At 63.2% G+C, this 24,922-nt stretch carries 21 protein-coding genes and 2 pseudogenes; 16 read left to right on the forward strand and 7 right to left on the reverse strand.

The window, feature by feature from the left end; all coding sequences use genetic code 11:
* Positions 1–16: 16 nt before the first annotated feature.
* The 3 genes and pseudogenes from ACQKRQ_RS04325 to ACQKRQ_RS04335 form a co-directional block, all read right to left on the reverse strand.
* Positions 17–453, reverse strand: a pseudogene (locus tag ACQKRQ_RS04325) (porin); the annotation flags it as partial.
* A 4-nt stretch (positions 454–457) separates the two neighbouring features.
* Positions 458–1,258 carry a hypothetical protein gene (locus ACQKRQ_RS04330; protein ID WP_427475274.1) on the reverse strand — a complete coding sequence of 267 codons (801 nt, stop codon included), beginning with the start codon at positions 1,256–1,258 and terminating at the stop codon, positions 458–460.
* Positions 1,259–1,283: 25 nt separating this feature from the next.
* Positions 1,284–3,557 (reverse strand): alpha/beta hydrolase domain-containing protein, encoded by a 2,274-nt coding sequence (locus ACQKRQ_RS04335; protein WP_427475276.1) that lies wholly within the window; start codon positions 3,555–3,557, stop codon positions 1,284–1,286.
* A gap of 239 nt (positions 3,558–3,796) precedes the next feature.
* On the opposite strand from ACQKRQ_RS04335, the gene ACQKRQ_RS04340 reads away from it, so the two are divergent.
* Both ACQKRQ_RS04340 and ACQKRQ_RS04345 read left to right on the forward strand, forming a co-directional pair.
* Positions 3,797–4,462 (forward strand): GntR family transcriptional regulator, encoded by a 666-nt coding sequence (locus tag ACQKRQ_RS04340; protein WP_132377597.1) that lies wholly within the window; start codon positions 3,797–3,799, stop codon positions 4,460–4,462.
* A 137-nt stretch (positions 4,463–4,599) separates the two neighbouring features.
* Positions 4,600–4,920, forward strand: a complete 321-nt coding sequence (locus ACQKRQ_RS04345) for a DUF1330 domain-containing protein (protein ID WP_427475278.1) — start codon at positions 4,600–4,602, stop codon at positions 4,918–4,920.
* Between the two features lie 11 nt (positions 4,921–4,931).
* Here the strand turns inward: ACQKRQ_RS04345 and ACQKRQ_RS04350 are convergent, their stop codons facing one another.
* A complete protein-coding gene (locus ACQKRQ_RS04350) occupies positions 4,932–6,491 on the reverse strand; it encodes a serine hydrolase (protein WP_427475280.1) in 1,560 nt (519 codons plus the stop codon).
* Between the two features lie 257 nt (positions 6,492–6,748).
* Between ACQKRQ_RS04350 and ACQKRQ_RS04355 the strand changes: the two genes are divergently transcribed.
* The 3 genes from ACQKRQ_RS04355 to ACQKRQ_RS04365 all read left to right on the forward strand — a co-directional run bounded on the left by ACQKRQ_RS04355 (position 6,749) and on the right by ACQKRQ_RS04365 (position 11,448).
* Positions 6,749–7,651, forward strand: coding sequence for a LysR family transcriptional regulator (locus tag ACQKRQ_RS04355; RefSeq protein WP_427475282.1), 903 nt, complete (start codon positions 6,749–6,751; stop codon positions 7,649–7,651).
* Positions 7,652–7,849: 198 nt separating this feature from the next.
* Positions 7,850–9,799, forward strand: a complete 1,950-nt coding sequence (locus ACQKRQ_RS04360; RefSeq protein WP_427475284.1) for an aconitase family protein — start codon at positions 7,850–7,852, stop codon at positions 9,797–9,799.
* 182 nt (positions 9,800–9,981) lie between these two features.
* On the forward strand, positions 9,982–11,448 hold the full coding sequence (locus tag ACQKRQ_RS04365; RefSeq protein ID WP_427475286.1) for an MFS transporter: 1,467 nt from the start codon (positions 9,982–9,984) through the stop codon (positions 11,446–11,448).
* Between the two features lie 80 nt (positions 11,449–11,528).
* Here the strand turns inward: ACQKRQ_RS04365 and ACQKRQ_RS04370 are convergent, their stop codons facing one another.
* On the reverse strand, positions 11,529–12,596 hold the full coding sequence (locus tag ACQKRQ_RS04370; RefSeq protein WP_427475288.1) for an alkene reductase: 1,068 nt from the start codon (positions 12,594–12,596) through the stop codon (positions 11,529–11,531).
* A gap of 364 nt (positions 12,597–12,960) precedes the next feature.
* On the opposite strand from ACQKRQ_RS04370, the gene ACQKRQ_RS04375 reads away from it, so the two are divergent.
* The 7 genes and pseudogenes from ACQKRQ_RS04375 to ACQKRQ_RS04405 all read left to right on the forward strand — a co-directional run bounded on the left by ACQKRQ_RS04375 (position 12,961) and on the right by ACQKRQ_RS04405 (position 17,930).
* Positions 12,961–13,410: an Rrf2 family transcriptional regulator gene (locus ACQKRQ_RS04375; protein WP_132377590.1), complete on the forward strand. Its 450-nt coding sequence runs from the start codon at positions 12,961–12,963 to the stop codon at positions 13,408–13,410.
* Between the two features lie 153 nt (positions 13,411–13,563).
* Positions 13,564–13,821 (forward strand): hypothetical protein, encoded by a 258-nt coding sequence (locus ACQKRQ_RS04380; RefSeq protein ID WP_427475290.1) that lies wholly within the window; start codon positions 13,564–13,566, stop codon positions 13,819–13,821.
* Positions 13,822–14,361: 540 nt separating this feature from the next.
* Positions 14,362–15,960 (forward strand): FAD-dependent monooxygenase, encoded by a 1,599-nt coding sequence (locus ACQKRQ_RS04385; protein ID WP_427475292.1) that lies wholly within the window; start codon positions 14,362–14,364, stop codon positions 15,958–15,960.
* 164 nt (positions 15,961–16,124) lie between these two features.
* The gene (locus ACQKRQ_RS04390) at positions 16,125–16,922 is read left to right on the forward strand and encodes a substrate-binding domain-containing protein (RefSeq protein ID WP_427475294.1); all 798 of its coding nucleotides are present in this window, start codon (positions 16,125–16,127) and stop codon (positions 16,920–16,922) included.
* A 208-nt stretch (positions 16,923–17,130) separates the two neighbouring features.
* A pseudogene (locus ACQKRQ_RS04395) lies at positions 17,131–17,430 on the forward strand (SDR family oxidoreductase); the annotation flags it as partial.
* 79 nt (positions 17,431–17,509) lie between these two features.
* Positions 17,510–17,737, forward strand: coding sequence for an SDR family NAD(P)-dependent oxidoreductase (locus ACQKRQ_RS04400; RefSeq protein WP_427476116.1), 228 nt, complete (start codon positions 17,510–17,512; stop codon positions 17,735–17,737).
* The gene (locus ACQKRQ_RS04405) at positions 17,628–17,930 is read left to right on the forward strand and encodes an SDR family oxidoreductase (protein ID WP_427475296.1); all 303 of its coding nucleotides are present in this window, start codon (positions 17,628–17,630) and stop codon (positions 17,928–17,930) included. Before ACQKRQ_RS04400 ends, ACQKRQ_RS04405 begins: the two co-directional genes overlap by 110 nt.
* On the opposite strand, the gene ACQKRQ_RS04410 is transcribed toward ACQKRQ_RS04405, so the two are convergent.
* Complete coding sequence (locus tag ACQKRQ_RS04410; protein WP_427475298.1) at positions 17,871–18,548, reverse strand: FadR/GntR family transcriptional regulator; 678 nt, start codon at positions 18,546–18,548, stop codon at positions 17,871–17,873. The two genes, ACQKRQ_RS04405 and ACQKRQ_RS04410, sit on opposite strands and share 60 nt — an antisense overlap.
* 224 nt (positions 18,549–18,772) lie before the next feature.
* Between ACQKRQ_RS04410 and ACQKRQ_RS04415 the strand changes: the two genes are divergently transcribed.
* From ACQKRQ_RS04415 to ACQKRQ_RS04430, 4 genes are read left to right on the forward strand one after another with little or no spacing between them, the layout of a single operon-like run.
* Positions 18,773–20,557: a gamma-glutamyltransferase family protein gene (locus tag ACQKRQ_RS04415; RefSeq protein ID WP_408285376.1), complete on the forward strand. Its 1,785-nt coding sequence runs from the start codon at positions 18,773–18,775 to the stop codon at positions 20,555–20,557.
* Positions 20,558–20,605: 48 nt separating this feature from the next.
* On the forward strand, positions 20,606–22,018 hold the full coding sequence (locus tag ACQKRQ_RS04420; RefSeq protein WP_427475300.1) for an MFS transporter: 1,413 nt from the start codon (positions 20,606–20,608) through the stop codon (positions 22,016–22,018).
* A gap of 32 nt (positions 22,019–22,050) precedes the next feature.
* On the forward strand, positions 22,051–22,605 hold the full coding sequence (locus tag ACQKRQ_RS04425; protein WP_427475302.1) for a GAF domain-containing protein: 555 nt from the start codon (positions 22,051–22,053) through the stop codon (positions 22,603–22,605).
* A 1-nt stretch (position 22,606) separates the two neighbouring features.
* A complete protein-coding gene (locus ACQKRQ_RS04430) occupies positions 22,607–23,875 on the forward strand; it encodes an MFS transporter (protein ID WP_427475304.1) in 1,269 nt (422 codons plus the stop codon).
* A gap of 28 nt (positions 23,876–23,903) precedes the next feature.
* Here ACQKRQ_RS04430 and ACQKRQ_RS04435 read toward each other — a convergent pair whose 3' ends face one another.
* Positions 23,904–24,884: an LLM class oxidoreductase gene (locus tag ACQKRQ_RS04435; protein WP_427475306.1), complete on the reverse strand. Its 981-nt coding sequence runs from the start codon at positions 24,882–24,884 to the stop codon at positions 23,904–23,906.
* Positions 24,885–24,922 lie beyond the last annotated feature (38 nt).

Below are 24,922 nucleotides of genomic sequence, written 5' to 3' on the forward strand. Positions count from 1 at the left end.
GCGTCGCACGGAAGCATCAGAACTTGTGCCGCACGCCGATGCTGACAATCGCCTGCGACTGTGTCGCCGACGAGTGGCCATTGCCCTTGTCGCTGACCGATGCAGTCGCCGCGACCGGATTGCCGAGCGCATTCAGCGTGTCGCCCGACGCGTGCTGATAGCCGCCCATCAGATACAACGTCGAACGTTTGGACAACGCATACTGCGCGCCGAGTGTCACGTTGTGATATTGCGCGCGTTCATCCACGTCATCCACTTCGCCGCCGCGCGTGTAGCTGTAGCCCGCGAACAGTTGCACGGACGGATGGTCCATTGTCCGAACACGCCCGCGATGTTGAACGTAGCGTGTCCCTTGAACAGCGAGTCGGCGCCCGAGCGGTATTGCACGTTGCTGTAATTCACGCCGACGATCGCGGGGCCGAAGTCGTACGGGCATGTCGCGCCAGCAAGCACCCAATTAACGCGGGAAATAGATCGCGACAAACCCAGGATTCTGACTTGTCGGGCCGCTCACCGGAATGCCCTGTTCGACCAGCACGGTCTGCTGTGCGGCGTTGTGGTAAATCTTCAACCGGATGGTCTGTGGATTGGCGGGCTGGCTGCTGTCGAGGTAGCCGGCATCGGACAATAACGAGGCAGCCTGCGCCGCGGTGAAGCTCTGGTTGACTGTCGTGACGGTAGTGGACGGATTGCCGTCGAACACGTTGTCGGAGAAACTGCCGTCCGCGTTGACCGTCAACGTGGACGACGGCGACGGCGCGCCCTCGGCCTTGGCCCCGCAGTTTTCCCAGCCGTCGAACACGGCGCTGCTCGCGCCGAGCGTCGTCCAGTTCGCGGACGGCGTGGCCGACACAGTCCAGCCATTGTCCAGCAGCGCGGCCACGCTCTTGATATTGACGCCCGCGTTGACCCCGGTCACCGTGCCGATGCTGTTCGTGGGCGCCGAAACGCATGCCGTGCCGGCGCCCGTCACGTTGGTGGCCAGATGCGTCGACACGAGCGTATTGTTCCCCGCCGTCAGCAGCGGCGCGGCGACAGGGCTCACGAGCATTGCATTGGCGGTCGTGGTCGCCGCGATGAGCGACAACGAAACCGCCCCGACACTGCCGAGCGTCGTGCTGTTCTGATAGACCGAGGCATTCGAAGACGGAGCGGGCGGTGCGCTGCCGCCGCTGCCACCGCCTCCGCCGCCCCCTCCACATGCGGCAAGCAGCGCGGCGGCGAACGCGGCGGCGGTGCATCCTGCTCTGTGCATCATGTCGTCGCCCCCGGTGCGTTGCGTCTCAAGGTTGCGGCAGCAAAGTCGCGGACACGGCGCTCGCGTTTGCAATGAAGACGTTGGTGGCGTCGTCCTGCAACAGATAGCCCTGGCTGACCAACGCGTTCGCCGCAGCCGCGACCGCGGTCTGATACTTTGACCGGCTGCCGCCATAAAGCGTGGCAAGCGTGGTGCGCGTATCGGTGCCGCCGGCCTGCGCGGCGGCGCTCACCGCGAACGGAATCGCAGCGCCGTTCGAAATGCAGCCGTCGCCGATCGCGTGCCCCGCGCCGCGATAATTCCAACCGGTATAGGTGGCGAGCGGGGCGGCGACGTCGGGCACCAGCACGCCGGACGTTTCGTTGCCGTTGGCATCCACTTTCGGCACGAGAATCGTGTACGCCTGTGCCGTGTTCACCACGGGAACCGCATTGCTATAGTCGGTCACGAACAGCTGGTTGTACTCGCCATTGAAGGTCAATTGCACAGACGTGGGCGTCGCGGCCGCACCGCTTGGCACCATTACGTTGGTGAGCGACGGGAAGCCCAGCGCGGTCTGAGTCGGCGCGACCAGCGTGCCCGCGGCGACCGTCGGATATTGCGAGGCGGGCGGCGGCGTGCCCTTGCCGACCCAGTTGACGAGCGCCGGAATCAGCGCGCGTTCGACCGGCGTTTCTTCGACCGGCGAGCCCGGCAACTGGCATTGGCTGCCCGCGGCCGGAACTGTCATGTTGCCGGTCGTTACGCCATTGCCGCCGCCGTGCTGCGTGCCCGCCACCAGGTAGTAGCGCACGTTCGCCGGCAACTGGATGTCGTTGCCGCGTCCGTCGGTCACGACCAGCGACGCCGCGCCGCCCCACCATTCAAACGCGCCGTCGAGCTGCATGATCTTCGGACAGGTGTTGGTGGCCGTGCACTGCTTGAGGATGCCGTCAGTGGCGCCGCTCACGGGGTCGGTCGTCGTCGCGTAAGTGAACGGGAACTGGAAGCCCGGCATGAAGTGATCTTCATGCTGCTTCGACCAGCGGCCGGGCTGCGCGAACGCGGCATTGGTCCACGTGCGGCGAGCGGCCGAGATGATCGGGAACATGCCGTCGAACACGATCTTGCCGTTCTTGTCGGCGTTGAAGCCCTCGTACAGAAAGTCCTTCATGAAGCGGCCCGACTGCGAAATACCTTCGCCGATCGCGATATCGAAGTTCGTGCTGGTCGAGCATGTCGACGCGACGCATCCCGCGTTCTTCAGATCGTTGAGCGGATTGGCGACGCCTTGCGCGTCGGCCGCGTCGTAGCGCAGGAACGACACCAGATCGCGCAAGGCGGCGAAGCCGATGCCGTCGACGGTCGGCGCGGCGGCCTGATAGACGAAGCTGTAAATGGTCCCGGCGTCAGGCGCAACCTGCGTGCCGTTCGGGCCCGGCACGGTCGCGGGCGGCGTAAAGGTGACGGAATAGTTGCCTTCGTAGACATTGTTCGGCGTACTGACGTAGCTCCATGTCGTCACCGGCTGGGAAGGCGCGGTATAGGTTTCGAGGCCGCCCGGAATGCTGCCGTATGCCGTGAGCCACGACTGGCGCGCGGTGAAGGTGACCGAGCTCTTGTCGGACAGATTGGCCGGCGGGTAAGTCAGCGGAATGGTGGTAGGCGGGCCGCCCGCATAGTCCGGAATGAATTCCTCGCGGCTCAAGCCGGTCATCGGCGTGCCGTCCTTGTTGGTCGCCACGGGGAAGCTGGCGCCGAGCAGGCCCGCGCCGGCGGTGCTGCTGTTGCCGGTGACCGGAACGTCGCCTTGCCAGCCGCTCCACAGGATCGTATAGCCGTTACGCAGCAGCGACGGGAAGCTGGACGAGGGCGCCACGCCGGTATCGAGCGCGCCGCCGCCCACGAACGACGCCGCGCCGATCTTGCTGCCGCGATTCACGACGTCATAGAACAGCACGCGCTTGGCGGCCGCCGCGCTTTGCGGGCGCAGGATCACCACGTCGGTCGTATAGGCGACGTAACCGTCGCTGCCGACCGGCGCGTTCTTGATGTTCACGATGCCCGCATTGAGCGGATTGTTCGGATCGAGTTCGCCGTGCACGACCGCGGTGATCACCTGGTAGGGACCCGCCGCGCCGGCCGGCGTCGCGCCGCCGAACGCCGGTGCGCTCGACAGGATCTGGAAGCTCTGGATAAAGCCAGCGCCCTTCGCCGTGACGGGCGGCGACGACGGCGACACGTTGTCGTGCCCGCATCCACCTAGCAACGCGATTCCGACACCGACTCCCAGCGATACAGCTAGCGACTGCACCTTCATGGTCAGGCCTCCGAACACGGTCAGGGAAAAGGAGTGTGCGTATGGAACGGACGGACCGTCATCGGGCGAAAACCGCCGATATGCCCAAAAGGCCTGTCAATATTTTGTAAGGGTCTATATTTATATTTATAACGTTCGTAGATATTTATAATTCGCCCGACACCGTTCTCAACTATCGTTTACGCGTACAGTGGCAGCATGCTCGTTGTGGTCAACTCGATTCCGTGTGGAGTCCAAACATGACAAACAAGCTCACGCTCGCAGACCGGCTGCGGGAATCCATCGAGGAAGCCATTGCGACCGGCGATCTTCCGCCGGGCGCACGGCTGGATGAGGCGGAATTGATCGCGCGCTTCGAGGTGTCCAGAACGCCCGTGCGGGAAGCGTTGCTGCAACTGGCCGCGGCGGGCATGGTGGAGATGCGGCCGCGGCACGGCGCCGTGGTCGCGAAGATCAGCCTGCACAGACTGATCGAGATGTTCGAGGTGATGGCCGAGCTCGAGGCGATGTGCAGCCGCCTTGCCGCGCGGCGCATGAGCGCGCAGGAGTTGCAGGCGCTGCGCGAGGCGCATGTCGCGTGTCAGAAAGCGCGCGACGGCGGCAGCCCGGACGAGTATTACCACCTGAACGAGCGCTTTCACTGCCTGATCTATCACGGCAGCCACAACGGTTTTCTGCATGACCAGGCGAAGGCGCTCCACAAACTGCTGCGTCCGTACCGGCGTTTGCAGTTGCGCGTCAAGGGGCGTGTCGCCGCCTCGTTCGACGAACATCAGGCGGTCGTGGATGCGCTCGAAGCGGGCGACGGCGAAGCCGCCGCCGCCGCGTTGAGAGGGCACATTCTGGTGCAGGGCGAGCGCTTCGGCGACCTGATTGCCGCGCTCGCGCAAGTCAGCGCGGAATAGCGGCGGGGCGTGGCGGCCTCGGGCACGAAGGCGGGTGTTCTTTTACCTCACAGGTAATCGACACGCGTCATGCGCGAGGCGACCATGAGTGGCATGCAAGTTTCGATCCGCATCCACTTATCACCGGGAGCCACGCCATGACCGCCTACGCGATTGCCCATCTGCACGACGTCGAACTGGGTGACGACATCGTCGAATATCTCGAGTGCATCGACGGCACGCTCGCGCCGTTCGACGGCCATTTCATCGTGCATGGCGCACGCCCGGAAATACTCGAAGGCGAATGGCACGGCGATCTGATCGCGATTGCGTTCCCCGATCTCGCCGCCGCGCGCGCCTGGTACGCATCGGACGCGTATCAGCGCATCCTGCCGTTGCGCACGCGGCATGCGCGCGGGCCGGTGATCCTGATCGACGGCGTGGGCGAGCGGCACAAGGCGGCCGACATCCTGAGATGAACGCGGCGGCATCACCGCGTGAACGTCCCGAGTCCTTCCGCGTTGTAGTACTCGAGCGTCACCTGATTGCTCAGGAACGACACTTTGGAAATCGTTCCCGGCGCGGCGTTTTCGTTGACGAGCATGAAGGTGAAGGTATCGCCGTCCCAGTGCGAAAGCGGCAGGCGCAAGGGCGTGGCGCCGATGGTCAGGAGCAGGGCGCCGTTCGCTGCCGATATCTGGATCGGCCCGTAATAGTCGTTGTTATAGGTGCCCGTATAGGTGGCGAGTGCCCGCGCGGGTAGCGGTGCTGCGGGCGGCTTCACGCCGACGAGCGAACCGGCCGGTTTGTTGAGGTCCGCAAACGCCTCGCTATAAGCCGCAAACCAGTCACGCTGGATGGAGCCGAACTGCACGATATCGAAGAACTGCGCGGTGAGCGTTTCCGGCACGCCGAGCGGATAGCCGTTGGTGAGCGCGACGATCGCGCAGCCCGTCGAGGGCACCACCACGAAATTGGTCGCGGCGCCCGCGCCGAATGCGCCCGAATGACTGTATGACGCGCGCCCCGCCGCGGTGGTGCCGACGTTGAAACCGAAGCCATAGTAGGACGCGTTCTGGCCGTTGCCGGCCGGCTGAATCTGCGATTGCTGGCTGATCGCCGCGTTGAGCGCGGCGGCGTCGACGATGCGCGTGCCGTTGAACACGCCCTGGCCCAGCATCAGCGTCAGCCACTTCGCCATGTCGTTCGCGGAGGAACTCACGCCGCCCGCGGGCGCTTGCGCATCCGGCATCGAGCCCAGGCCGACGACCCATTGGCCGTTGCGCTGCACGTGCCCGGTGGCCCGGTTCGCGCGCGCGATGAAATCAGCGTAGCGCGAACTCGTGCTCGTCATGCCGAGCGGCTGATAGAGCGTGCGATCCGAGAGCGTCGCCCAATCGAGTCCGGTGGCGGTGGCCACCGAGATCGCCCCCGCCGTCAGGCCGAAGTTCGTATAGGCGTACGAACGGCGAAACGGCGCCAGCGGCAAATAACGCAGATGTTCGAGGATGGTGGTCTGATCGTAGCCCATGTCTTCCAGCAGATCGCCGGCATGATCGGGCAAGCCGGAGCGATGCGCGTACATGTCGCCGACCGTGACTTGTGCGCTCACGGTCGGATCCGCCAGCGTGAACCACGGCAGATGCGCGCGCAACGGTGTATCCCAGGACACCGTGCCTATGCCGACCTGATGCGCCACCACCATCGAACCGACCGGCTTCGACAGCGACGCGAGCTGGAACACCGTGTCGGCATCCACGGCGAGGCCCGAGCCGACCAGCCGCGTGCCGAAGCCTTTCGCATAGACCGTTCGCAGATTGCGCACCACGGCGACCGACATGCCGGGCACGCCGGTGCTGGTCATGAGGTTGTTGACGAGCGTGTCCAGTTGCGCGAGGGCGGCGTCGATCTGGGAATCAGGCACGGGGCCGTTTGGATTGGTGTTGCCGCCGCTGCCCGAATTGTTCAATTCGTTGGAACCGCCGCATGCGGTGACGGCCCCGCATAGCGCCGCGCCGAGAAAGCGCCGGCGTCCTTGCACTGAGGTCATGTCGTGTCTCCGGATAACTTCTTCTGGCTTGTTTGAATCCAGGCTCGTACAGCGGCCCTGACGGCTTGACGCGCCGCGTTGTTGCGTTGCGTAGTGTAGGCAGCAAAGAAGCGAATCGAAAGCTGGTTGCGGGAATGGCAGGCATTCTGGCCTGGAGAAGAGCGTTACACTTGCCCATCTTTTTGCGTAGATCCGTTCACCGTGGTGCCGGGTTCGCTGGCGAGTTCTTCGGCTTCACCGTGCATGAAGAAGCAACCATGGAAAACCTTCTCAAGAAGCTCGACCTCACCTCGCTGCGCCTGTTCGTCGCCGTCTGCCAGGAGCGCAACATCGCGCGCGCGGCGGAGCGCGAGTTCATCGCATCGTCCGCCGTCAGCCGGCGCATCGCCGAGATCGAGGCGGTGATCGGCCTGCCCGTGATCCAGCGCCAGTCGCGCGGCATCACCGTGACGCCGGTCGGCGAGACCGTGCTGCGCTACGCGCTGGCGATCATCGGCAATCTCGAACAGATGAGCGCGGAGCTGTCGCGCTTCTCGTCGGGCGCGAAAGGGCGCGTGCGGGTGGTGGCGAATCTGTCCTCGATCGTGCAGTTTCTGCCGGAAGACCTGGCCGCGTTCGGCCGCGCGTTCCCGGAAGTGTCGATCGAACTGGAAGAGGAAAACAGCGCCGACGTGCTGCGGATCGTCGGTGAGCACGCGGCGGACTTCGGCATCTGTAATCCGGTGGCCGGCAGCGAGGCGTTCGAACAGGTGCCGTACCGGCAGGATCGTCTCGCGGTGCTGGTGCCGGGCGGCCATCGACTCGCCGGCGCGTTGCGCGTGAGGTTCGACGAACTGCTCGACGACAGCTTCGTCGGCTTGCGCAGCGAGAGCGCGCTGACGCAACTGCTCACGCAACAGGCGGCCGCTGCGGGGCGGCAACTCGACGTGAAGATTCGCGTCAGCAGTCTCGACGCGCTTTGCCGGATGGTGCATGCCGGGCTCGGCATCGCGATCGTGCCCGAGCAGGTCGGGCTGCTCTATGTGAATGCGCTCGACGTGAGCCTGCTGTCCTTGAGCGACGCGTGGGCGGTGCGCCGCCTCATCATGATCTTCAAGACGCGCAACCAGTTGAGTGCTAGCGCGGCGGCGCTGGTCGGGTTTCTCGGCAAGGGTGTTTGACGCGAGCAACGGCGGGCGAATCGGCAGAGGCATGTCTGCGCCGGCTGCCGGCTGTCATATGCTGGCGGCGACGCGTCAGCGCCCGGACCGCGTCGAGCACGATCGCGCCGATCATCGCCAAACGAGAGGTCTGCGTTGCCGTACCGGCACTTCGGCATTGCCTGCGCGCGCCGTATAGTGAGCGCAAGGAGAATGCCCATGAGCGACACGATTCGTCTGGACGGCCGCGTGCTGTACCTGTCCCAGGACCCCGCGGTGATCGAGGCGCAGCTCGCCGGCGACAACTTCACGCGCGCCACGGCCGGTCCGTTGCGCGACAACGTCTCCACCGACGAGATCACGCCGGTCACCGTCATGCTCACGTACGACGAACGCCTCGGCCAGTATCCGTATGTCGGCTTCAAAGCCGGCGAGCGCATGCCGATCGGCCGCAATGCGGTGAAGAACGGCGGCTTTCAGGTGACGGTGGCGGGCAAGCGCTACGGCAAGGGTTCATCGCGCGAATCGAGTCCGTTGGCGGAACTCTCGGCCGGTATCCGGCTGATCGTCGCGGAGAGCTTCGAGCGGATCTATCAGCAGAATTGCGACAACATCGGCATTCTCACCACCACTGACTTTTCCGTGCTCGATCGGTTGAGCGCGGGAGAAGCGGTGCCCATCGACGAATTTCTCAAAGGCCGCGACGCGCTCACGCAGCAGATCATCCGCAGCGGTGGCCTGCTCGCGTACAGCAAGTTCGCCGACTGGCCCGCGCCGCGCGTGGGCGATAACGCTAACGCGACGCAGGCCGCGGAGCCGAAGACGCTGGTCGAGAAGATCATCGAACGGCATCTGCATCCCGGCAGCGTGGGCGCGCAGCGCGGCGACGGCGTGTTTATCGCTGCGGATTGGCGCTTCAGCCACGATTACTTCACCGGCATGTGCGCGCACCTGATGCATCGCGCGTTCGGCAAGCCTGCGCCGCTGCATGCGCCGGATCACATCATCGCGTTCCAGGATCATCTGGTGCTCGCGTCGCAAAGCATTCCACACGTGCGCGACGGTTTGCTGCCGGGCGTCGCCAATCTGATGGAAGGGCATACGTCGTTCTCGCGCGACTATCCGGTGCGCTCGCACGGCGCGCTCGACAGCCTGCCGGGCTCCGAAGGCATCTGTCACGCGTTGATGGCCGAGCAATACGCGTTGCCGGGACAGGTGGCGTGCGGCACCGATTCGCATACGCCGCATTCGGGCGCGCTCGGCTGCCTCGCATTCGGTGCGGGCGCAACGGAAATCGCCAATAGCTGGGTGACGGGTTATGTGCGCTGCAAGGTGCCGGAGACCTTGCGCATCGAAATCAGCGGTCACTTGCGCGATGGCGTGACGGCGAAAGATGTGGTGTTGCATCTGCTGCAAATGGACGCGATCCGTTCGGGTCAGGCGATCGGCCTCGTATTCGAATACGGCGGCGCGGCGGTGCGCGCGATGTCGATCGACGAGCGCGCGACCTTGACCAACATGGTCGCGGAACTGGGTGGGTTCACCGGCATCGTCGAGCCGGACGAACGCACGGTCGCATTTCTCAAAGAGCGGCGCGGCGTCGATTTCACGTTTGAAAACTGGATGAAAAGCGACGCGGGCGCTATTTATCGCGACACGATTTGTATCGACGCCAGCGCCATCGAACCGATGCTCGCGCGTCCCGGCGATCCCGGCAACGGCGTGCCGGCGCCGCAACTGGAGCAGGACGTCGCGATCGATATCGCTTACGGTGGTTCGTGCACCGCGGGCAAGCGTGAAGACTTCGATTTCTATTACGAGGTGCTGCGCTGGGGTGTCGAACAAGGCATTCGTGTGCCCGAGGGCACGCGTCTGTTCCTGCAGTTCGGCACCATGGCCGTGCGCGCGTATTGCGAGGAACAGGGCTATTTGCCGGTCTTCGAACGCGCGGGCGTGACGCTCGTCATGCCGGGCTGCGGGTCGTGCGCGAATTGCGGACCGGGTCAATCGGCCGAGGCGAACGAGGTGACGATCAGCGCGATCAACCGTAATTTCCCGGGCCGTTCGGGGCCGGGCGATGTGTGGCTCGCGAGTCCGTACACGGTGGCGGCGAGCGCGCTGGCTGGAAAAATCACGACCTTCGAACAATTGAAGCGCGCACGCGGCTAGAATGCTGGCCGGACCTTGGGCCCGGCGGATCGTGGTGCGTGTGACGCGCAAAAGTACGAGAGGCCGGCACGAGACCGGCCCGGCGAGACTTATTCTTTCGCCAGAATCATCGGCAACTATGTTGCATGGGACCGGAGTAAGCGCTAAAGCGCCAACTCTGGTCGACAAAGGAGACAGACAAGATGGCATTCCCAGATCACGCCGGCTCCGTCGCGAAGAAGAACGGCGGCGCGGCGCATTCCGATAGCGCGGCCAGTCGCACCGCTGCGGCCGCGCCGCTCGACGCCGGCAGCATTTCCGCGCGCCTCGACCGGCTGCCCGCCACGCGCTCCGTCTGGAAGCTGGTGCTGCTGCTGAGCCTCGGCTTCTTCTTCGAACTCTACGATCTGCTGTACTCCGGCTACGTCGCGCCGGGCCTCGTCAAAAGCGGTCTGCTGACGGCGACCACGCACGGCCTGTTCGGCTCGACCGGCGTCGCGAGTTTTATCGCGGCGCTGTTCAGCGGTCTCTTTATCGGCACGATCGCGTGTGGGTTTCTGGCCGATCGCTTCGGACGCCGCGCCGTGTTCACGTATTCGCTGCTGTGGTACACGGCGGCCAACGTCGTGATGGCGTTTCAGGAGTCGGCCACGGGTCTGAACTTCTGGCGCTTCGTGGCGGGGATCGGCATCGGCGTCGAACTGGTGACGATCGGCACGTATATCTCCGAACTGGTGCCCAAGCAGATCCGTGGCCGCGCGTTTGCATGCGAGCAGGCGGTCGGCTTTACCGCGGTGCCCGTGGTGGCGTTTCTGTCGTATCTGCTGGTGCCGCGCACGCTGCTCGGCCTCGACGGTTGGCGCTGGGTCGTGCTGATCGGCGCACATGGTGCGCTGTTCGTATGGTGGATCCGTCGCGCATTGCCGGAGAGCCCGCGCTGGCTCGCGCAGCAAGGGCGTCTTGCCGAAGCCGATCGCGTGATGACCGAACTCGAAGCGAAAGTGCGCCGCGAGTATGGCCGCGAATTGCCGCCGCCCGCGCCGCCGGCGCCGGTCGCACCGCGCGGCAGCTTCCGCGATATGTGGGTGCCGCCGTACCGCAGCCGCACGCTGATGATGACGATCTTCAATATCTTCCAGACCGTGGGCTTCTATGGCTTCGCGAACTGGGTGCCCACGCTGCTCATCAAGCAGGGCATTACGATCACCACCAGCCTGATGTATTCGAGCGTGATCGCGCTGGCCGCGCCAATCGGTCCGGTGATCGGCCTCTTTATCGGCGACCGCTTCGAGCGCAAGACGGTGATCGTGGTGATGGCGGGCGTGAATATCGTCTGCGGCCTGTGGTTCAGTCAGGCGGCGGGCGCGGTGTTGCTGGTCAGTCTCGGCGTGTGTCTGACGCTCGCGGGCAACATCATTTCGTATAGCTTCCATGCGTATCAGACTGAGCTTTTTCCGACCAGCATTCGAGCGCGCGCGGTGGGTTTCGTTTACTCGTGGAGCCGGTTTTCCGCGATTTTCACGGCGTTTCTGATTGCAGCGGTGTTGAAGCACTTCGGCACTAGCGGCGTGTTCGTGTTTATCGCCGGGGCGATGCTGATCGTGATGCTGGCGATTGGATTGATGGGACCGCGCACGAAGGGTATTGAACTGGAAAAGATATCTCAATAGCAAGGCAGACGCCTCTCACTGGGCGAGCTGCCATGTACCCGGGTCGATCCTTTATACCGGAAGCCCATCGCACGCCTCTTTCACACAGCTTCATCTAGCAGCGGATAGTCGTTGTAGCCGGTTTCGTCGTCCGTGTAGATGGTTTCCGGATTGACCGCGTTGAGCGGCGCACCGCGTCGAAAGCGCTCCACCAGATCAGGGTTGGCGATGAAAGGACGACCAAACGCTGCCGCGTCCGCGTCGCCGCGTTCGATGGCCCGTTCCGCGCTCTCCCGCGTCAGCCCTTCATTGAGGATGTAGGCCCCTTTGAAGATGCGCCGCACGTCACGGCCGATGCGATCGTCGCCGCGATCCAGCGCCTCGCGCGCGAAAATGAAAGCGATGTTGCGTGCGTTGAGTTGCTCGGCGACATAAGTGAACAGCGCGCGCGGATCCGAGTCGTGCATCGAGTATGAACTCGACATCAGGTTCAGATGCACGCCGATGCGGTCCGCGGGCCAAACCGTGAGCAACGCATCGACTGCCTCCAGCAGGAAGCGCGCACGGTTCTCGACCGAGCCGCCATAACGGTCGGTCCGCAGGTTCGATCCGTCGTGCAGGAACTGATCGAACAGGTAACCATTTGCCGCGTGCAGTTCGACACCATCAAAACCAGCGCGTTGTGCGTTGGCGGCGCCAACCCGGAAATCCTCGACGATACCGGGAATTTCTTCGGTCTCCAGCGCGCGCGGTACGGTGTACGGACGCTGGGGCCGCACGCGGGTGACATGGCCTTCCGGCGCAACGGCGCTGGGGGCGACGGGAAGTTGGCCGCCGTGGTAGAGCGGGTCGGAAACTCGCCCGACGTGCCACAACTGGGAGACGATCAGGCCACCCGCATTGTGTACCGCTGACGTCACCTCTTTCCAGCCGGCAATCTGCTTTTCGGACCAGATGCCCGGAGTGTTGGGATAGCCAACGCCCTGAGGCGTGACGGAAGTGGCTTCGGTAATGACGAGTCCTGCGCTCGCACGCAGTGCGTAGTGGTGCGCGTGGAGGACACCTGGACTGCGCTCGGCGAACGCGCGCATGCGTGTGAGCGGTGCCATGACAATGCGGTTCGACAACTTCAGCGCGCCAATCTGGATGGGATCGAAGAGTGTGGACATCTGCGGGCTTCTCATTTCGGTGTTGAAAGTAGCAAGAACGGATGCACCGTTTCCATTGGTTATGGAGCGTCGCAAGCCATACGTTTACCAGTACAGCGCATTCGATGTAACAATAATTGTTACAACATAAACTATCCAGGCCATCAACACAAGTCTCTTCTCGTGACGAGGCGTCGTCGCTGGGACTCGAATGACGGGGGCAGGGTGTTTCGTCACGTCACTGGGACGATGCGTGTAGCCCGAAATCGTCCGTCTTTTAAGGCGGGGAACGCGCTATGTCGCCGGGATTATCAGACATGGCAGGATTGACTACCCATGCTGTAACGAATATAGTTACAACTAAACCGACTAACAGAGACTTTCCATGAGCGCCAACAGCCGCTTGACCGTGGCGACCCACATCCTGGCGTGGATGGCGCTCGTCGCACGGCGCAGTTCTGACCCGGTCACATCCGATCGCATCGCTGCGAGCGTCAACACCAATCCGGTGGTGATTCGTCGGACGCTTGGGTTGCTTGCGAAAGGCGGGCTTGTCGAGAGTTATCGCGGTGTCAATGCGGGATGGCGTCTGACGAGGAGTGCGGATGCAATCAGTTTGCTCGACGTCTTTGATGCGCTTGAAGAGGGTGCACGCTTCGCGCTGCACCCTTCGAAACCGAGTCAGGCTTGCCCCGTCGGGCGAGGCATCGGGTCGACGCTGAGCCACGTCTATGATTCGATCGATAATGGCGTTCGAAAAACGCTTGCCGCCACGACGATCGAAGCGGTACTCGCAGATACTCTCGCATCGCAACCATCGAAAAAACGTGGCTGAATCTGGGGCGATTATGTGTGTCGGCTTCGACGTTCCATCCGCTAGTCATGCCTTGAGATGTCGCTCGACGGCTTGAATGGATGCAACGGCTATTTACGCGTCCCGCAATCGACCCGCTCGGACGCCTTGCATCCCTGATGCGGACAGATGCGTTTGCTCGATGTCACGATGGTCAGCGGCACATCCGCTTTGACAGCAAAGCTCACGGCGTTTCCCATGCCCTGCGACCGGCAAAACGCGTCGGCTGCGGGCGCACCGCAATTGGCCGCTTCGAAGCGCCGTTCCTTGAAAAGCGTCAGCGCACGGAAGCTCACCGCACACGCCGGCGCCACATACCAGGCTGTGGACGTGGGATCGCCAGTTCACGATGTCGCCGCCGACGGCAAAGCCCTGACGATCGAGCGGCGCTGACGACGAGCGGCGCAATCACACCAATGCTGGCAAACGACGGGCACAGGCCGAGCGCGGCGGTTCCCAGAGCCGTCATCCAGCAGGTCCTCGTCATCACTGCGCGGCGTCCCACGCGGTCCGCGTAAGCGCCGATGATCATCGCGCCAACCGGTCGCATGAAAAAGCGACGCCGAATGTACCGGCAGCCCGTCACAAGCGATGCTGCGATAACGATTTTGAGAAGTTTGGGCAGATTGTCCGCGTTGCACGATCGGGCTACCGAGTGCGGCCAGGAATGGACATTCGACACTGGTACGTGAAATACGTGAAATGTCGAAAAATGCGCGCAAACAGTTGAATTCGGGACTACATTTCGACAGAAGCTGCAGAGCGACACTCCGATATGCGTAAGCTGTTTGCACGAGCTGCCGTCGTTCGACGCTTGCGCGAACACGAGAGCGCCGCCTCTGTCACCCTGCGTATCGCGGCAATTTGTATAAGGAATCGATAGTCCGGCGTGACAGGCAGCCGTCCCGCCGCTCATCTTGAGGATTCGTTGACATGTCGAACGATGCTCCAGACATACTGATCGTCGGCGCCGGCCCGGTCGGTCTATTGCTCGCGACAGAGTTGCGACGCGACGGCGTCGATGTGCGCCTCGTCGACCGTATGCCCGCCCGGATTTTCTATTGCAAGGCGCTCGGAGTTACCCCACGCACCATCGAGATTTTCGAAGACATCGGCATCGCCGCACGCGCGATCGAAGCCGGCGTATGGCTCACCGGCGTTCAAACGTGGCAGGACGGTACGCATGTCCCCGCACGCAGTATGAGCATTCAGGGGCAAGGCCTGCCGTACGGCTCGCTGTCGCTCGCGCAGTTCGAAACGGAACGCCTGCTCGAGGCCGCACTCGCTGCGCAGGGCGGACGTGTGGAGTATGGCGTCGAGCTGGACGCTTTCGAAGAGCGCGAGGGTGCGGTCCACGCGCAACTCACCGATTCCAGCGGGCGAACGCACACCCTGCGTTGCCGTTGGCTCGTGGGCTGCGATGGCGCGCACAGCAAGGTTCGCTCGACGCTTGGTCTTGCGTTCGAAGGCGGTCAATACCCGCAAACATTCGCGCTCGCCGATCTCGACGTGGAATGGGACCTGCCCAGGGGACCCATGTATCGCTTCGACTGGAGCGCGGGGACACGCCCGAAAGCTTCGCTCGCGGCGGTTCCGGTTCGCGGCTCGGAGCAACGCTACCGGCTCTCGATCATCGTGCCCGAAGAGAAGGCGGCGCTCGTCGATACTCCGTCGCCCGATTTCGATACGATGTGCGAGCTGCTCCTGCCGGCGTTACCGGATAACACGCGGCTGTCGTCGATGCGCTGGTCGTCGGTCTACCCGGTCAGCCATCGCATCGTGCCTGCCTATGCCCGGGGCCGCGTGTTCATTGCCGGCGACGCGGCGCATATCCATCCTCCGGTGGGCGGTCAGGGTATGAATACGGGGCTGCAGGATGCACACAATCTGGCGTGGAAGCTATCGCTCGCGGCGCGGGACCTCGCACAGCCTGAATTGCTCGAGAGTTATTCAGAAGAACGGCATCCCGTCGGGGTCGACGTCGTTCGATCGACGAGCGCGGCGCTGAATGCGGTGTTCGCTCGCGAGGCGGCGACACCGGCCATGCGCGAAACCCAGTTGCTCATCACCTATCGAGGCAGCCGCATCGTCGCCGACGAGTGTCCCGAGATGGACGCGACGTTACCCGCGCCCGGCGATCGTGTTCCCGAAGTGGGCGGCTTCCAGCAAAGGTTCGTCGGCCATGCGCAGCGCCTGCATGAATATGTCGGCCGCGGGCGGCATGTCCTGCTCGGCTATATCGATGCACCCGGCGCACAATACGATGCGTTCGTCGAGGGGAGCTCTGCGCTCGATGCCCTGCCTCGTGAGTTGGCGTCTGCGGTGTTGATCGCGGCACCGGGATGTGACGTGCCTGCCAATGAGCAGTTCACTGTGCTCACGGATGCGGCAAATGAATTCACTATCGCGTTTCGTGCCTCAGGCGGCACAGTGTGGGGCGTGCGGCCTGACGCGCATATCGGCTGGCGTAGCTGCGCGTGCTCGAAAGAGACAGTGACAGGATGGTTGCGGCGTTCGATACGGGTCGATTGATTTTTGAGGGGGGCGCGGGTGGAACCAGACGAATGGACGATGGGCCTGCGAGGTTCTCCTTCACCGCAGACCGGCTGAATGGCCGCTATATCTTCGGAACCTGCTCCGCTCTTACACTCGATGCATATCCTGACTAAGCCATTCGATCGACATGGGGCGGGGCCGTGACCATTCGCAAGCTGAGGATTCGCGCACTTGCGTTCTGCGTAGCGGGCGCGTTATTAGGCAGCGGGGCCGCATGGGCAGACGAAGTCAAAGTGATGATTTCGGGCGGGTTTGCGTCAGCCTATCGCGACCTGGGCCCGCAATTCGAAGAGGCGACCGGCCGTAAGCTAATCACCGTCTGGGGCCCCGCGGTAGGTACGGCCGCGAATGCGATCCCTGTGCGGCTTGCGCGTGGCGAGTGGGCCGATGTGCTGATCGTGGTTGGGTATGCGCTCGACGAACAGATCAATGCCGGCAAGGTCTTGCCGGACAGTAAGGTGGACCTGGCACGCTCGGCAATCGGCATGGTGGTTCGCCAGGGGGCGCCAACGCCGGATATCAGTTCGGTCGACGCATTACGGCGAGCGCTGCTCGCAGCGAGGTCGATCGTCTATCCGGACAGCCCGAGTGGCGTCTTTGTCGGCAGCGAGCTGTTCTGGCGTCTCGGCATCGCGGGGCGGATGCAGAGCAAGAGCCGCATGATTCCGGCCGGGCAAGTCGCCGATGTAGTCGCGAATGGAGACGCCGAGCTCGGAATTCAACAGATCGTCGAACTGTTAACGGTGAAGGGGGTGACGGTAGTCGGCAGTTTGCCCGCAGAAGTGCAGTGGTACACGGTGTTCTCCGGGGGCATCGCCACTAGTGCGAAAAATCCAGCCGGCGCAGCGGCGCTGATCCATTTTCTGTCGTCGCCGGACGCGGCATCCGCGATTTCGAGGACAGGGCTCGAACCGCTTTCGGCGACGCCTGCGAATTGAGCGAAACGCGTGTCCTATGCGCTGTTCGATCTGAGTGGCCGGTGAAATCGCTACGCCTCACGTGGCATGGCTCACCCCGCAGACTCTCTCGCGCAGCATTGCGGTGCTGGTCGAGAATTGCCGCAGACTGAAAGAGGGCGAAGCGCTGCTGAATCAGGTGTGGTCGCGGCTTTTGGAACCTTCCTCGCCGATGCCCGTGGCTGGCGATTACACAGCGGCCAAACACGGCGTCATCGGCTTGACCAAGGCCGCGGCAGTCGACTACGGCACGCGCGGCGTGCGGGTCAATGCCGTCCTGCCGGGCCTCATCATGACGCCCATCGTCGTGGAAGCGCTGCGCGCACCGGCCTATGCCGCACATTTCGACGAGATCAAGGCCAAGCATCTGGTGGGGCGCCCTGGACAGCCGGAAGAGGTCGCCGCGGCAGTGAAGTGGTTGCTGTCCGATGCGGCGTCGTTCGTGACCGGCCATTCGATGGCCGTCGACGGCGGCTGGACGGCAGTCTGAACCATACGGATCGATTCACGAGGCCGGCTGGCGTCGTCGCTTGACGGCCTCGACGACGCAAACTTACGTGGAGGTAGACGTGCAAGGAACCCTGGATGGTCGTGCAATCATTGTGACGAGTGCGGGCGGCGGAATCGGGCGTGCAGCAAGCCTGATTTTTGCTCAGGCCGGCGGGCGCGTGGTCGTCTCCGACATCGATGTCGGGAGCGGCGAAGAAACCGTCAGGCAGATTTCTGCGCAGGGCGGTGTTCAACAACGCTGGCATTGCTCCTGGCCACAAGCCGTTGCACGACATCAGCGCGGCTGAATGGCATCGCGTCGTCGACGTCGACCTCACCGGCGCGTTTCTTTGCATGAAGCACGAGATTGCCGCCATGTTGCAAAGCGGCGGCGCGGGCGTGCGCCCGTTTTCGCCGAGCTTCGCGCAGGCGACCGCTACGTCAAACCTGTTGATCCGAGAGCGCGCCCACTCTGGCGGATGCACGCCCCTGAACACTTAGCAGATGCTCGCGCATGCATCGGGCCGCTGTCTCTCCATCACGGGCTTTCATCGCATTGACGATTGCCTGATGCTGTTGGGCGAAATACTGCCGGGTCTCCTGGGCCACGGTCTTCTCACGCACGTCCGGTTTCACACGCATGCCGTTGATGACTTCCATCAGCGCGATCAGTGCGGGATTACGGGTGGCCTGGCCGATCAGCAAATGAAAGCGATGATCCCATTGTTGCCACTCTTCGTCGTTTTTCGCGGCGGCGTTTTTACGTGCGCACTTTTCCAGTTCCAGCAGATCGTCCCAACTGGCCTTCGTAGCGGCGAGTTCCGCAAGTGCGGGCTCGAACAGCAGCCGCATTTCGGCGATATCCGCCGGACTGGTCCCCGCGCGCAGTCCACGCAGCGTGGGACCGAACTTCAGCGGCCGCGCGCCCAGATAGGTACCGCGCCCGACACCGCGCCAGACCCGGCCTGACGCCTCCAGCGAAGCCAGCACCGCGCGCAGTTCCCTTCGACTGACGCCAAGGTCTTCGGCCAGCTTTCTTTCCGGCGGCAGCGCGTCGCCGTCCTTGAGTTGATGGCTGGCGATATAGCCGAGTAACCCTTCCAGTGCCGTGTTTTCCATTGTCTTCAGCCGAACCAATGATCATTGGTATCAACGGTAGCAGATTTGGCGCGCCGTGACCCGCAGTTTCCAGAAATTATTTTGACCCGGTTTGTTACAACGAGGTTTCGGGTTAGCATCAGGTAAAACTGATTGGCTTTGGCCGTATCTTTAACGTTTATCTAATTCGTACCTATGGTGATTGGTTCAGCTGCCAGTCGCCCGCGATCGCAAAGGAGCAGCGCATGTCGTTCACAACCCGCCCGGAACTGATCGGCACATTCGGCATGGTGGCCTCCACGCACTGGCTCGCCAGCGCGTCGGCCATGGCCGTGCTCGAGAAAGGCGGTAACGCATTCGATGCAGCGGCCGCCGCCGGTTTTGTCTTGCAGATCGTCGAGCCGCATCTGAACGGTCCGGGCGGCGAACTCCCGGTGGTGTTCTACAGCGCGCGCGAAGATCGCGTGCGCGTGCTTTGCGGGCAGGGCGTGACGCCCGCGGCCATGACCATCGAGCGCATGCGGAAGTTAGGTCTGGAAGTGGTTCCGGGTACGGGATTGCTGCCTGCCGTGGTGCCCGGTGCATTCGGCGCCTGGATGGCCATGCTGCGCGATTACGGCCAGTTGCCGCTCGAGGACGTGTTGAGCTACGCGATCGGTTATGCGGAAAATGGCTATCCGGTGCTGCCGCGCATGACTTCGTCGATTCTCGCCATCAAGGATTTCTTCCGGACCGAGTGGCCGACTTCGGCCGAGCAATGGCTGCGCGACGGCGACGCACCAATGCCAAACCAGCTGTTCGCCAATCCGGCCATTGCCAACACGTACAAGCGCATTCTGCGAGAAGCGAATACCCGGCGTGACCGCGGCGAACAGTGCGAACGCGCCCGCGAGGTCTTTTATCGCGGCTTCGTGGCTGACGCCATCGACCAGTACTTTGGTTCGACCGCCGTTCTCGATACGTCGGGTCAGCGCAACCGCGGCCTGCTCGACGCCGGCGATCTCGCTCGCTGGGAACCGTCCTACGAGGACCCCGTTTCATACGACTACGGGGATTTGCGCGTCCACAAGACCGGTCCGTGGGGCCAGGGGCCGATGTTCCTGCAGCAGCTCGCGCTGCTCAAGGGCTTCGATCTCGCGGCCATGGACCCGATGGGCCCGGATTTCGTCCATACCATCATCGAATGCTCGAAGCTCGCGTTCGCCGATCGCGACGTGTTCTACGGCGACCCTGCGTTCGCGCACGTGCCGATGGATGTGCTGCTGAGCGACGCCTACAACAACGAGCGTCGTCGGCTGATCGACCCGCGCCGGGCGTCACTCGAATTCCGTCCCGGCACGCTGGGCGACAGCGAGCAGCGTGCCGCGCGCATCATGGCATTGGCCGGTAAGGAACAGTCCGGCGGCTTCGGCCAGGGCGAACCGACCTTCGCCCCGTTGCCTGAACTGCGAGGCGATACGGTTCATCTTGATGTCGTCGACCGCTGGGGCAACATGGTGTCGGCCACGCCTTCGGGTGGCTGGCTGCAGGCGTCGCCGGCGGTGCCCGGTCTCGGCTTCAACGTCACCACGCGCGCACAGATGTTCTGGATGGAAGAGGGGCTGCCTTCGTCGCTCGGGCCGGGGCGCCGTCCGCGCACGACGCTGTCGCCGACGCTGGTTACCCGCGCAGGCAAGCCGTACGCGGCGTTCGGCACGCCCGGTGGCGACCAGCAGGATCAATGGTCGCTCCAGCTATTCCTCAAACACGTGCACGCCGGCATGAACTTTCAGGCCGCCGCGGATTCGCCCTCGTTCCAGACGGCGCACTTTCCCGGCTCGTTCTACCCGCGCGCGATGCATCTCGGCAAGATGTCAGCCGAGTCCCGTTTTCCGGAAAGCACCCTCGCCGAGTTGCGCGCGCGGGGGCACGACCTGACCGTGGCCGAACCGTGGGCGCTGGGGCGGGTCTGCGCGGTCGGGATCAGAAACGGTCTGATGCGTGGCGCAGCGACGCCTCGCCAGATGCAGGCCTATGCGGTCGGGCGATAACGTCGGCATTGCGGACCTCGTGTCCATTCCTCCTGGGAGAAAGTTACCGTGTCTGCCATAGCCGCTCGTCTTGAAAGACTTCCGTTGTCGGGCTTTCATCGGAAACTCCTGCTCATCGGTGGCTTGGGGTATCTGTTCGATGGGCTCGATTCATCGTCGCTCGCGTTCCTGCTGCCGGTCGTGAGCAAGCTATGGCACCTGACGAGCGCCGAGACCGGGCTCGTCGCGAGCAGCACCTATATCGGTTACTTCTTCGGGGCCTTTCTGTCAGGCGTATTCGCCGATCTGATCGGCCGTCGCCGCATCATGATGACGGCGCTGGCAATCTACTGTGTCGCGTCGCTCGCGAGTGCCGCTGCTACGGACTGGCACACGTTCTTCGCGTTGCGCATCGTCGCGGGATTTGGGTCCGGCGCGGAGACGGTGGTGATCGCGCCATTCCTTGCGGAATTCGTGCCGCGTCGTTACAGGGGCATGTTTTGCGGCGCGCTGGTCGGCTTCATGTCGTTCGGTTATCTGAGTTCATCCATCCTCGGCTTCGTCGTGGTGCGAAATTTTGTCGATGGCTGGCGCTACCTGGCCGTGGTGACTTCGTTGCCCGTCGTGATGCTGCTCTGGTGGCGCAGGACGCTGCCTGAGTCGCCGCGATGGCTCGAGAGCCAGGGGCGAACGGAAGAAGCGAACAGCATCGTGAGCACGATCGAGGCATGGTTTGCCGACAAAGGCATTCATCTTCCGCCTGCCGCCGCCGCCGGCATGATTCCCGCATCGGCGCGTGCGAGCGGTAGCGCGTTGCAGAACGTGCTGACGTTGTGGTCGCCGCGACTCGCGCGCACCACGGCGGTAAGCTGGCTGATGTGGTTCTCGGTTGCATTCGCGTACTACTCGTTCTTCTCCTGGATTCCGAGCTTGCTCCTCAAGGAGGGGCTCACCATGACGAAGAGCTTCGGCTATTCCATCGCGATCTATGGGGCGCAGATTCCGGGATATTTTTCGGCCGCATGGCTCAATGAACGGATCGGCCGGAAGGCCGTGGTCGCATCGTACATGTTGTTGGGAGGTATCGCGGCGATCGCGCTTGCGTTCTCTCACACCGGAATCGGGATCATGGTTGCGGGCATATGCCTGTCGTTCTTCATGAACGGTGCATTCGCAGGCGTGTATGCGTACACCCCCGAAGTATTCCCGACAGCGGTGCGCACCACCGGCACCGGATCGTCTTCATCGTTCGGCCGCATCGGCTCGGTAAGTGCGCCGATTCTGGTCGGCCTCGTCTATCCCGTGCTCGGATTCCTCGGCGTGTTCGCCATGACCACGACGGTTCTGCTCATCGGGGCGTGTGTGGTTTTCTTCCTGGGTATCGAGACTCGCAACCGCTCGCTCGAAGACATCGAGGCCGAGGAACTCGGGCGCACGCAGGATGTTCGAGGCCCGCTCAATTCCACTGAACTACACGGCTGAACGCCGTGATTTGCCAACTTCCCGTACAGACTATGCAAGGCAACCGGATCGAAACTGCGCCGCCAGTTCCACAAGCGCTGGACATTTCGAACCTTGAGCATCTCGCGAAGGCCATGCGGCTCAAGGGTCAGCCGATGGCGATTTTCCGCGCCGTTCACGAGGTGGCGGCAAGCGCAATCGGCTTCAGCCTGTTCACGATCATGTCCTACGATGCGCGAAACCAGGAGGTGGAACGCGTCTACACGAACATGCCCGACGTCTATCCGATTGGTGGGCGCAAGAAAAAACAGGGCACCGCGTGGGCCAGACAGATACTGCACGATCTCAAGCCATTTCGTGCGGAGACGCCGCAAGGCATTCGTGAAGCGTTCGACGATCACACCGTGATGACCGAGATGGGCCTCGGATCGATCCTGAACATCCCGATCGCGTACGACGGCGTGTGCATCGGCACCATGAACCTGACGCATCAGGAGAGCTGGTACACGACGAGGCATGAAGAGTTGGGATTACTGATCGGTTCCTTCCTGGCGCCCGCTCTCATTTCGCGCAATACGATATCCGCCAGCAGCTTGACTCCTCTCTGACATGACCACTACCCATCGTGTTGCAACCGCGTCACCGGTGAGCCAGGCCTCCGTATCGCAAGGCCGCTGGCTGCTCGTTTTCATCCTCGGCTATCTTGCGCTCATGGCCGATGGCGCCGACGTCATGATGTACGGCCTCACGCTCACGCGAATCAAGGACGACTTCGGGCTGAGCAATGTCCAGGCGGGAGCACTGGGCAGCCTGACGTTGTTAGGCATGGCCGTCGGCGGGATTCTCGGCGGCTGGGCGAGTGACCGTATAGGGCGGGTGAGGGTGGTGGTCTGGGCGCTCGCGCTCTTTTCTCTCGGCGCGGGGTTGCTCGGGCTCACGCACAGCTTTGTGGAATTCGCGATCGTCCGCTTCATCAGTTCGTTGGGCATCGGCTCTATGGTGCTGGTCACGACGCTCGTTGCCGAATACGTGCCCACGGAACGGCGCTCGCTGATTCTCGGCGCATTGCAGACCGGCATTTCGGCCGGCTATATCGTCGTGATTGCGCTGAGCAGCTGGATATTGCCGCACTACGGCTGGCGCACGCTCTACTACGTGTCGGCGCTGCCCGTGGTGTTTGCCCTGGCGATCAAGTTCGCGGTCCCCGAGCCGGCTAGCTGGCAGGCGAGCCATGCCGTCGAGCGCACGAGCCAACGTCGATGGCGCGACAGCCGTTACCACGTGATTTTCAGCAATCGGCAGACACGAACCCTGTTTATCCTGTGGACCCTGACCTCGGTATTCATTCTTTCCGGGTTCTATGGCTTGAATAACTGGCTACCGACGTACCTCGAAAAAGAGCTGCATATCAAGTTCAGCGCGCTGACCGGGTACATGATCGGCACTTACGTCGTCGCCTTCGTCGGCAAGATCTTTGCCGGCTGGCTGGGCGACCGCTGGAGCCGGCGTGGTGTGTATATTTTCGGCTGCGTGGGCGCCGCGCTTTTTCTGCCGGTGATCATCTTCTGGCATACGCGAGAGAACATTGCCGTTCTCATGCTTTTCTTCGGTTTTCTGTACGGCGTACCGCTGGGCACGATCGGCACTTTCATGTCCGAGAGTTTCGTCACTTCGATCCGCGGCACTGCTGTGGGCGGCTCCTACAACCTGGGCCGTTTCTGCTCGGGCGCGGCGCCTATCGTCATCGGCTTCCTGGCCACACAGTTCTCCATCGGTCTGGGCTTCCTTGTGGTCGGCGCGGTGTTCTTCCTGAGCGGCGTGACCGCGGTGTTCATCCCGGACCGCTTGTACGACACGGACCGTCCGTCCACGCCGTGAGTCGAAGCAGGTGTGCGCGACGCGCTTTCTATTTCTCTTGATGAAACCGCGGCAACACCTTATCGGCGAGTTCATTGATGACCTCGGCGACGGGACGCTCCGACGACAGATTGAACGTCACGTGATGTGTCCCGTCCGCGCGTAGCGCTTTGAGTATGTCGATCAACCCATGTCGGCCGGTCCGGTAGCCGAGCGACACGGCCTGAGCCGGCTCATGCGGATCGCTGCTGAGTTCGAGCCGCATCGCGACACCGAACGCGCGAAAGGCCTCGGGCGCCACGCGTTCGACGGCGGCGCGCCACATGCTGCAACGGGCGCGCTGCGCGTCGGGTTCGCGATGATAGGTCATCCACCCCAGCGAATGGCGCGCGATCCAGTCGACGCTCTGACCGCCCGAACCGACTGCAAGCAGCGGCACTGCGTGCGAATTCTCGGGCAGCAGTTGAAAGGTCGGCGCGCCCTCAGGCGTGCGATCGGGAATCACGCGCGACGGTTCGCCGAGCGCGGCGGCAACGGTCTCCCAGTGACTGCGATAGAGTTCGCGCCGTTCGTCGGGATCGCGCCCGAATGCGGCATATTCCGGTGGGCGGTCGCCTGAACCCAGACCCAGAATGAAGCGCCCATGGCTGAGCGTATCGACGGACAGCGCCGCTTTGGCGATATGCAGCGGATGACGCAGCGTGAGCACGATGGCCCCGCTCACGAGCGCGATACGCCGCGTGTTCGCGGCGAGCGCGCCGAGCAACACCCACGGGTCGAGGTGACCGACGGGGTCCGGGTAGTCCGCGCTGTTCAATGGGACGTCGCGTATCCAGAGTGCGCGAAAGCCGCGTTCGTCGGCAAGCCGTGCGAGCGCCAGTTGCTCGTCGAAATCGGCCACGATCGTGCCGGCGCGCAGCATCGGCAGGGTGAGTCCGAGACTGAGCGCACCGTGTGAAAACACGCGGTTCGCGGTGGTTTGCGCCTGATCTTTCAGCTCGTCTGCCGCGTTCAAATTCGACTCGTTCATGCGTGACCTGTGCGTTGCGTCGATACGCTCGATGCTAG

Source organism: Paraburkholderia sp. NPDC080076 (assembly GCF_050281145.1).
In the GTDB taxonomy this organism is placed as follows: Bacteria; Pseudomonadota; Gammaproteobacteria; order Burkholderiales; family Burkholderiaceae; genus Paraburkholderia.

What these genes read in the sequence shown, in the direction of transcription:
- ACQKRQ_RS04330 (WP_427475274.1), bottom strand. Translation starts at nt 1,258, where the DNA reads ATGATGCACAGAGCAGGATGCACCGCCGCCGCGTTCGCCGCCGCGCTG.
- ACQKRQ_RS04335 (WP_427475276.1), bottom strand. Translation starts at nt 3,557, where the DNA reads ATGAAGGTGCAGTCGCTAGCTGTATCGCTGGGAGTCGGTGTCGGAATC.
- ACQKRQ_RS04340 (WP_132377597.1), top strand. Translation starts at nt 3,797, where the DNA reads ATGACAAACAAGCTCACGCTCGCAGACCGGCTGCGGGAATCCATCGAG.
- ACQKRQ_RS04345 (WP_427475278.1), top strand. Translation starts at nt 4,600, where the DNA reads ATGACCGCCTACGCGATTGCCCATCTGCACGACGTCGAACTGGGTGAC.
- ACQKRQ_RS04350 (WP_427475280.1), bottom strand. Translation starts at nt 6,491, where the DNA reads ATGACCTCAGTGCAAGGACGCCGGCGCTTTCTCGGCGCGGCGCTATGC.
- ACQKRQ_RS04355 (WP_427475282.1), top strand. Translation starts at nt 6,749, where the DNA reads ATGGAAAACCTTCTCAAGAAGCTCGACCTCACCTCGCTGCGCCTGTTC.
- ACQKRQ_RS04360 (WP_427475284.1), top strand. Translation starts at nt 7,850, where the DNA reads ATGAGCGACACGATTCGTCTGGACGGCCGCGTGCTGTACCTGTCCCAG.
- ACQKRQ_RS04365 (WP_427475286.1), top strand. Translation starts at nt 9,982, where the DNA reads ATGGCATTCCCAGATCACGCCGGCTCCGTCGCGAAGAAGAACGGCGGC.
- ACQKRQ_RS04370 (WP_427475288.1), bottom strand. Translation starts at nt 12,596, where the DNA reads ATGTCCACACTCTTCGATCCCATCCAGATTGGCGCGCTGAAGTTGTCG.
- ACQKRQ_RS04375 (WP_132377590.1), top strand. Translation starts at nt 12,961, where the DNA reads ATGAGCGCCAACAGCCGCTTGACCGTGGCGACCCACATCCTGGCGTGG.
- ACQKRQ_RS04385 (WP_427475292.1), top strand. Translation starts at nt 14,362, where the DNA reads ATGTCGAACGATGCTCCAGACATACTGATCGTCGGCGCCGGCCCGGTC.
- ACQKRQ_RS04405 (WP_427475296.1), top strand. Translation starts at nt 17,628, where the DNA reads ATGTCGGGAGCGGCGAAGAAACCGTCAGGCAGATTTCTGCGCAGGGCG.
- ACQKRQ_RS04410 (WP_427475298.1), bottom strand. Translation starts at nt 18,548, where the DNA reads ATGGAAAACACGGCACTGGAAGGGTTACTCGGCTATATCGCCAGCCAT.
- ACQKRQ_RS04415 (WP_408285376.1), top strand. Translation starts at nt 18,773, where the DNA reads ATGTCGTTCACAACCCGCCCGGAACTGATCGGCACATTCGGCATGGTG.
- ACQKRQ_RS04425 (WP_427475302.1), top strand. Translation starts at nt 22,051, where the DNA reads ATGCAAGGCAACCGGATCGAAACTGCGCCGCCAGTTCCACAAGCGCTG.
- ACQKRQ_RS04430 (WP_427475304.1), top strand. Translation starts at nt 22,607, where the DNA reads ATGACCACTACCCATCGTGTTGCAACCGCGTCACCGGTGAGCCAGGCC.
- ACQKRQ_RS04435 (WP_427475306.1), bottom strand. Translation starts at nt 24,884, where the DNA reads ATGAACGAGTCGAATTTGAACGCGGCAGACGAGCTGAAAGATCAGGCG.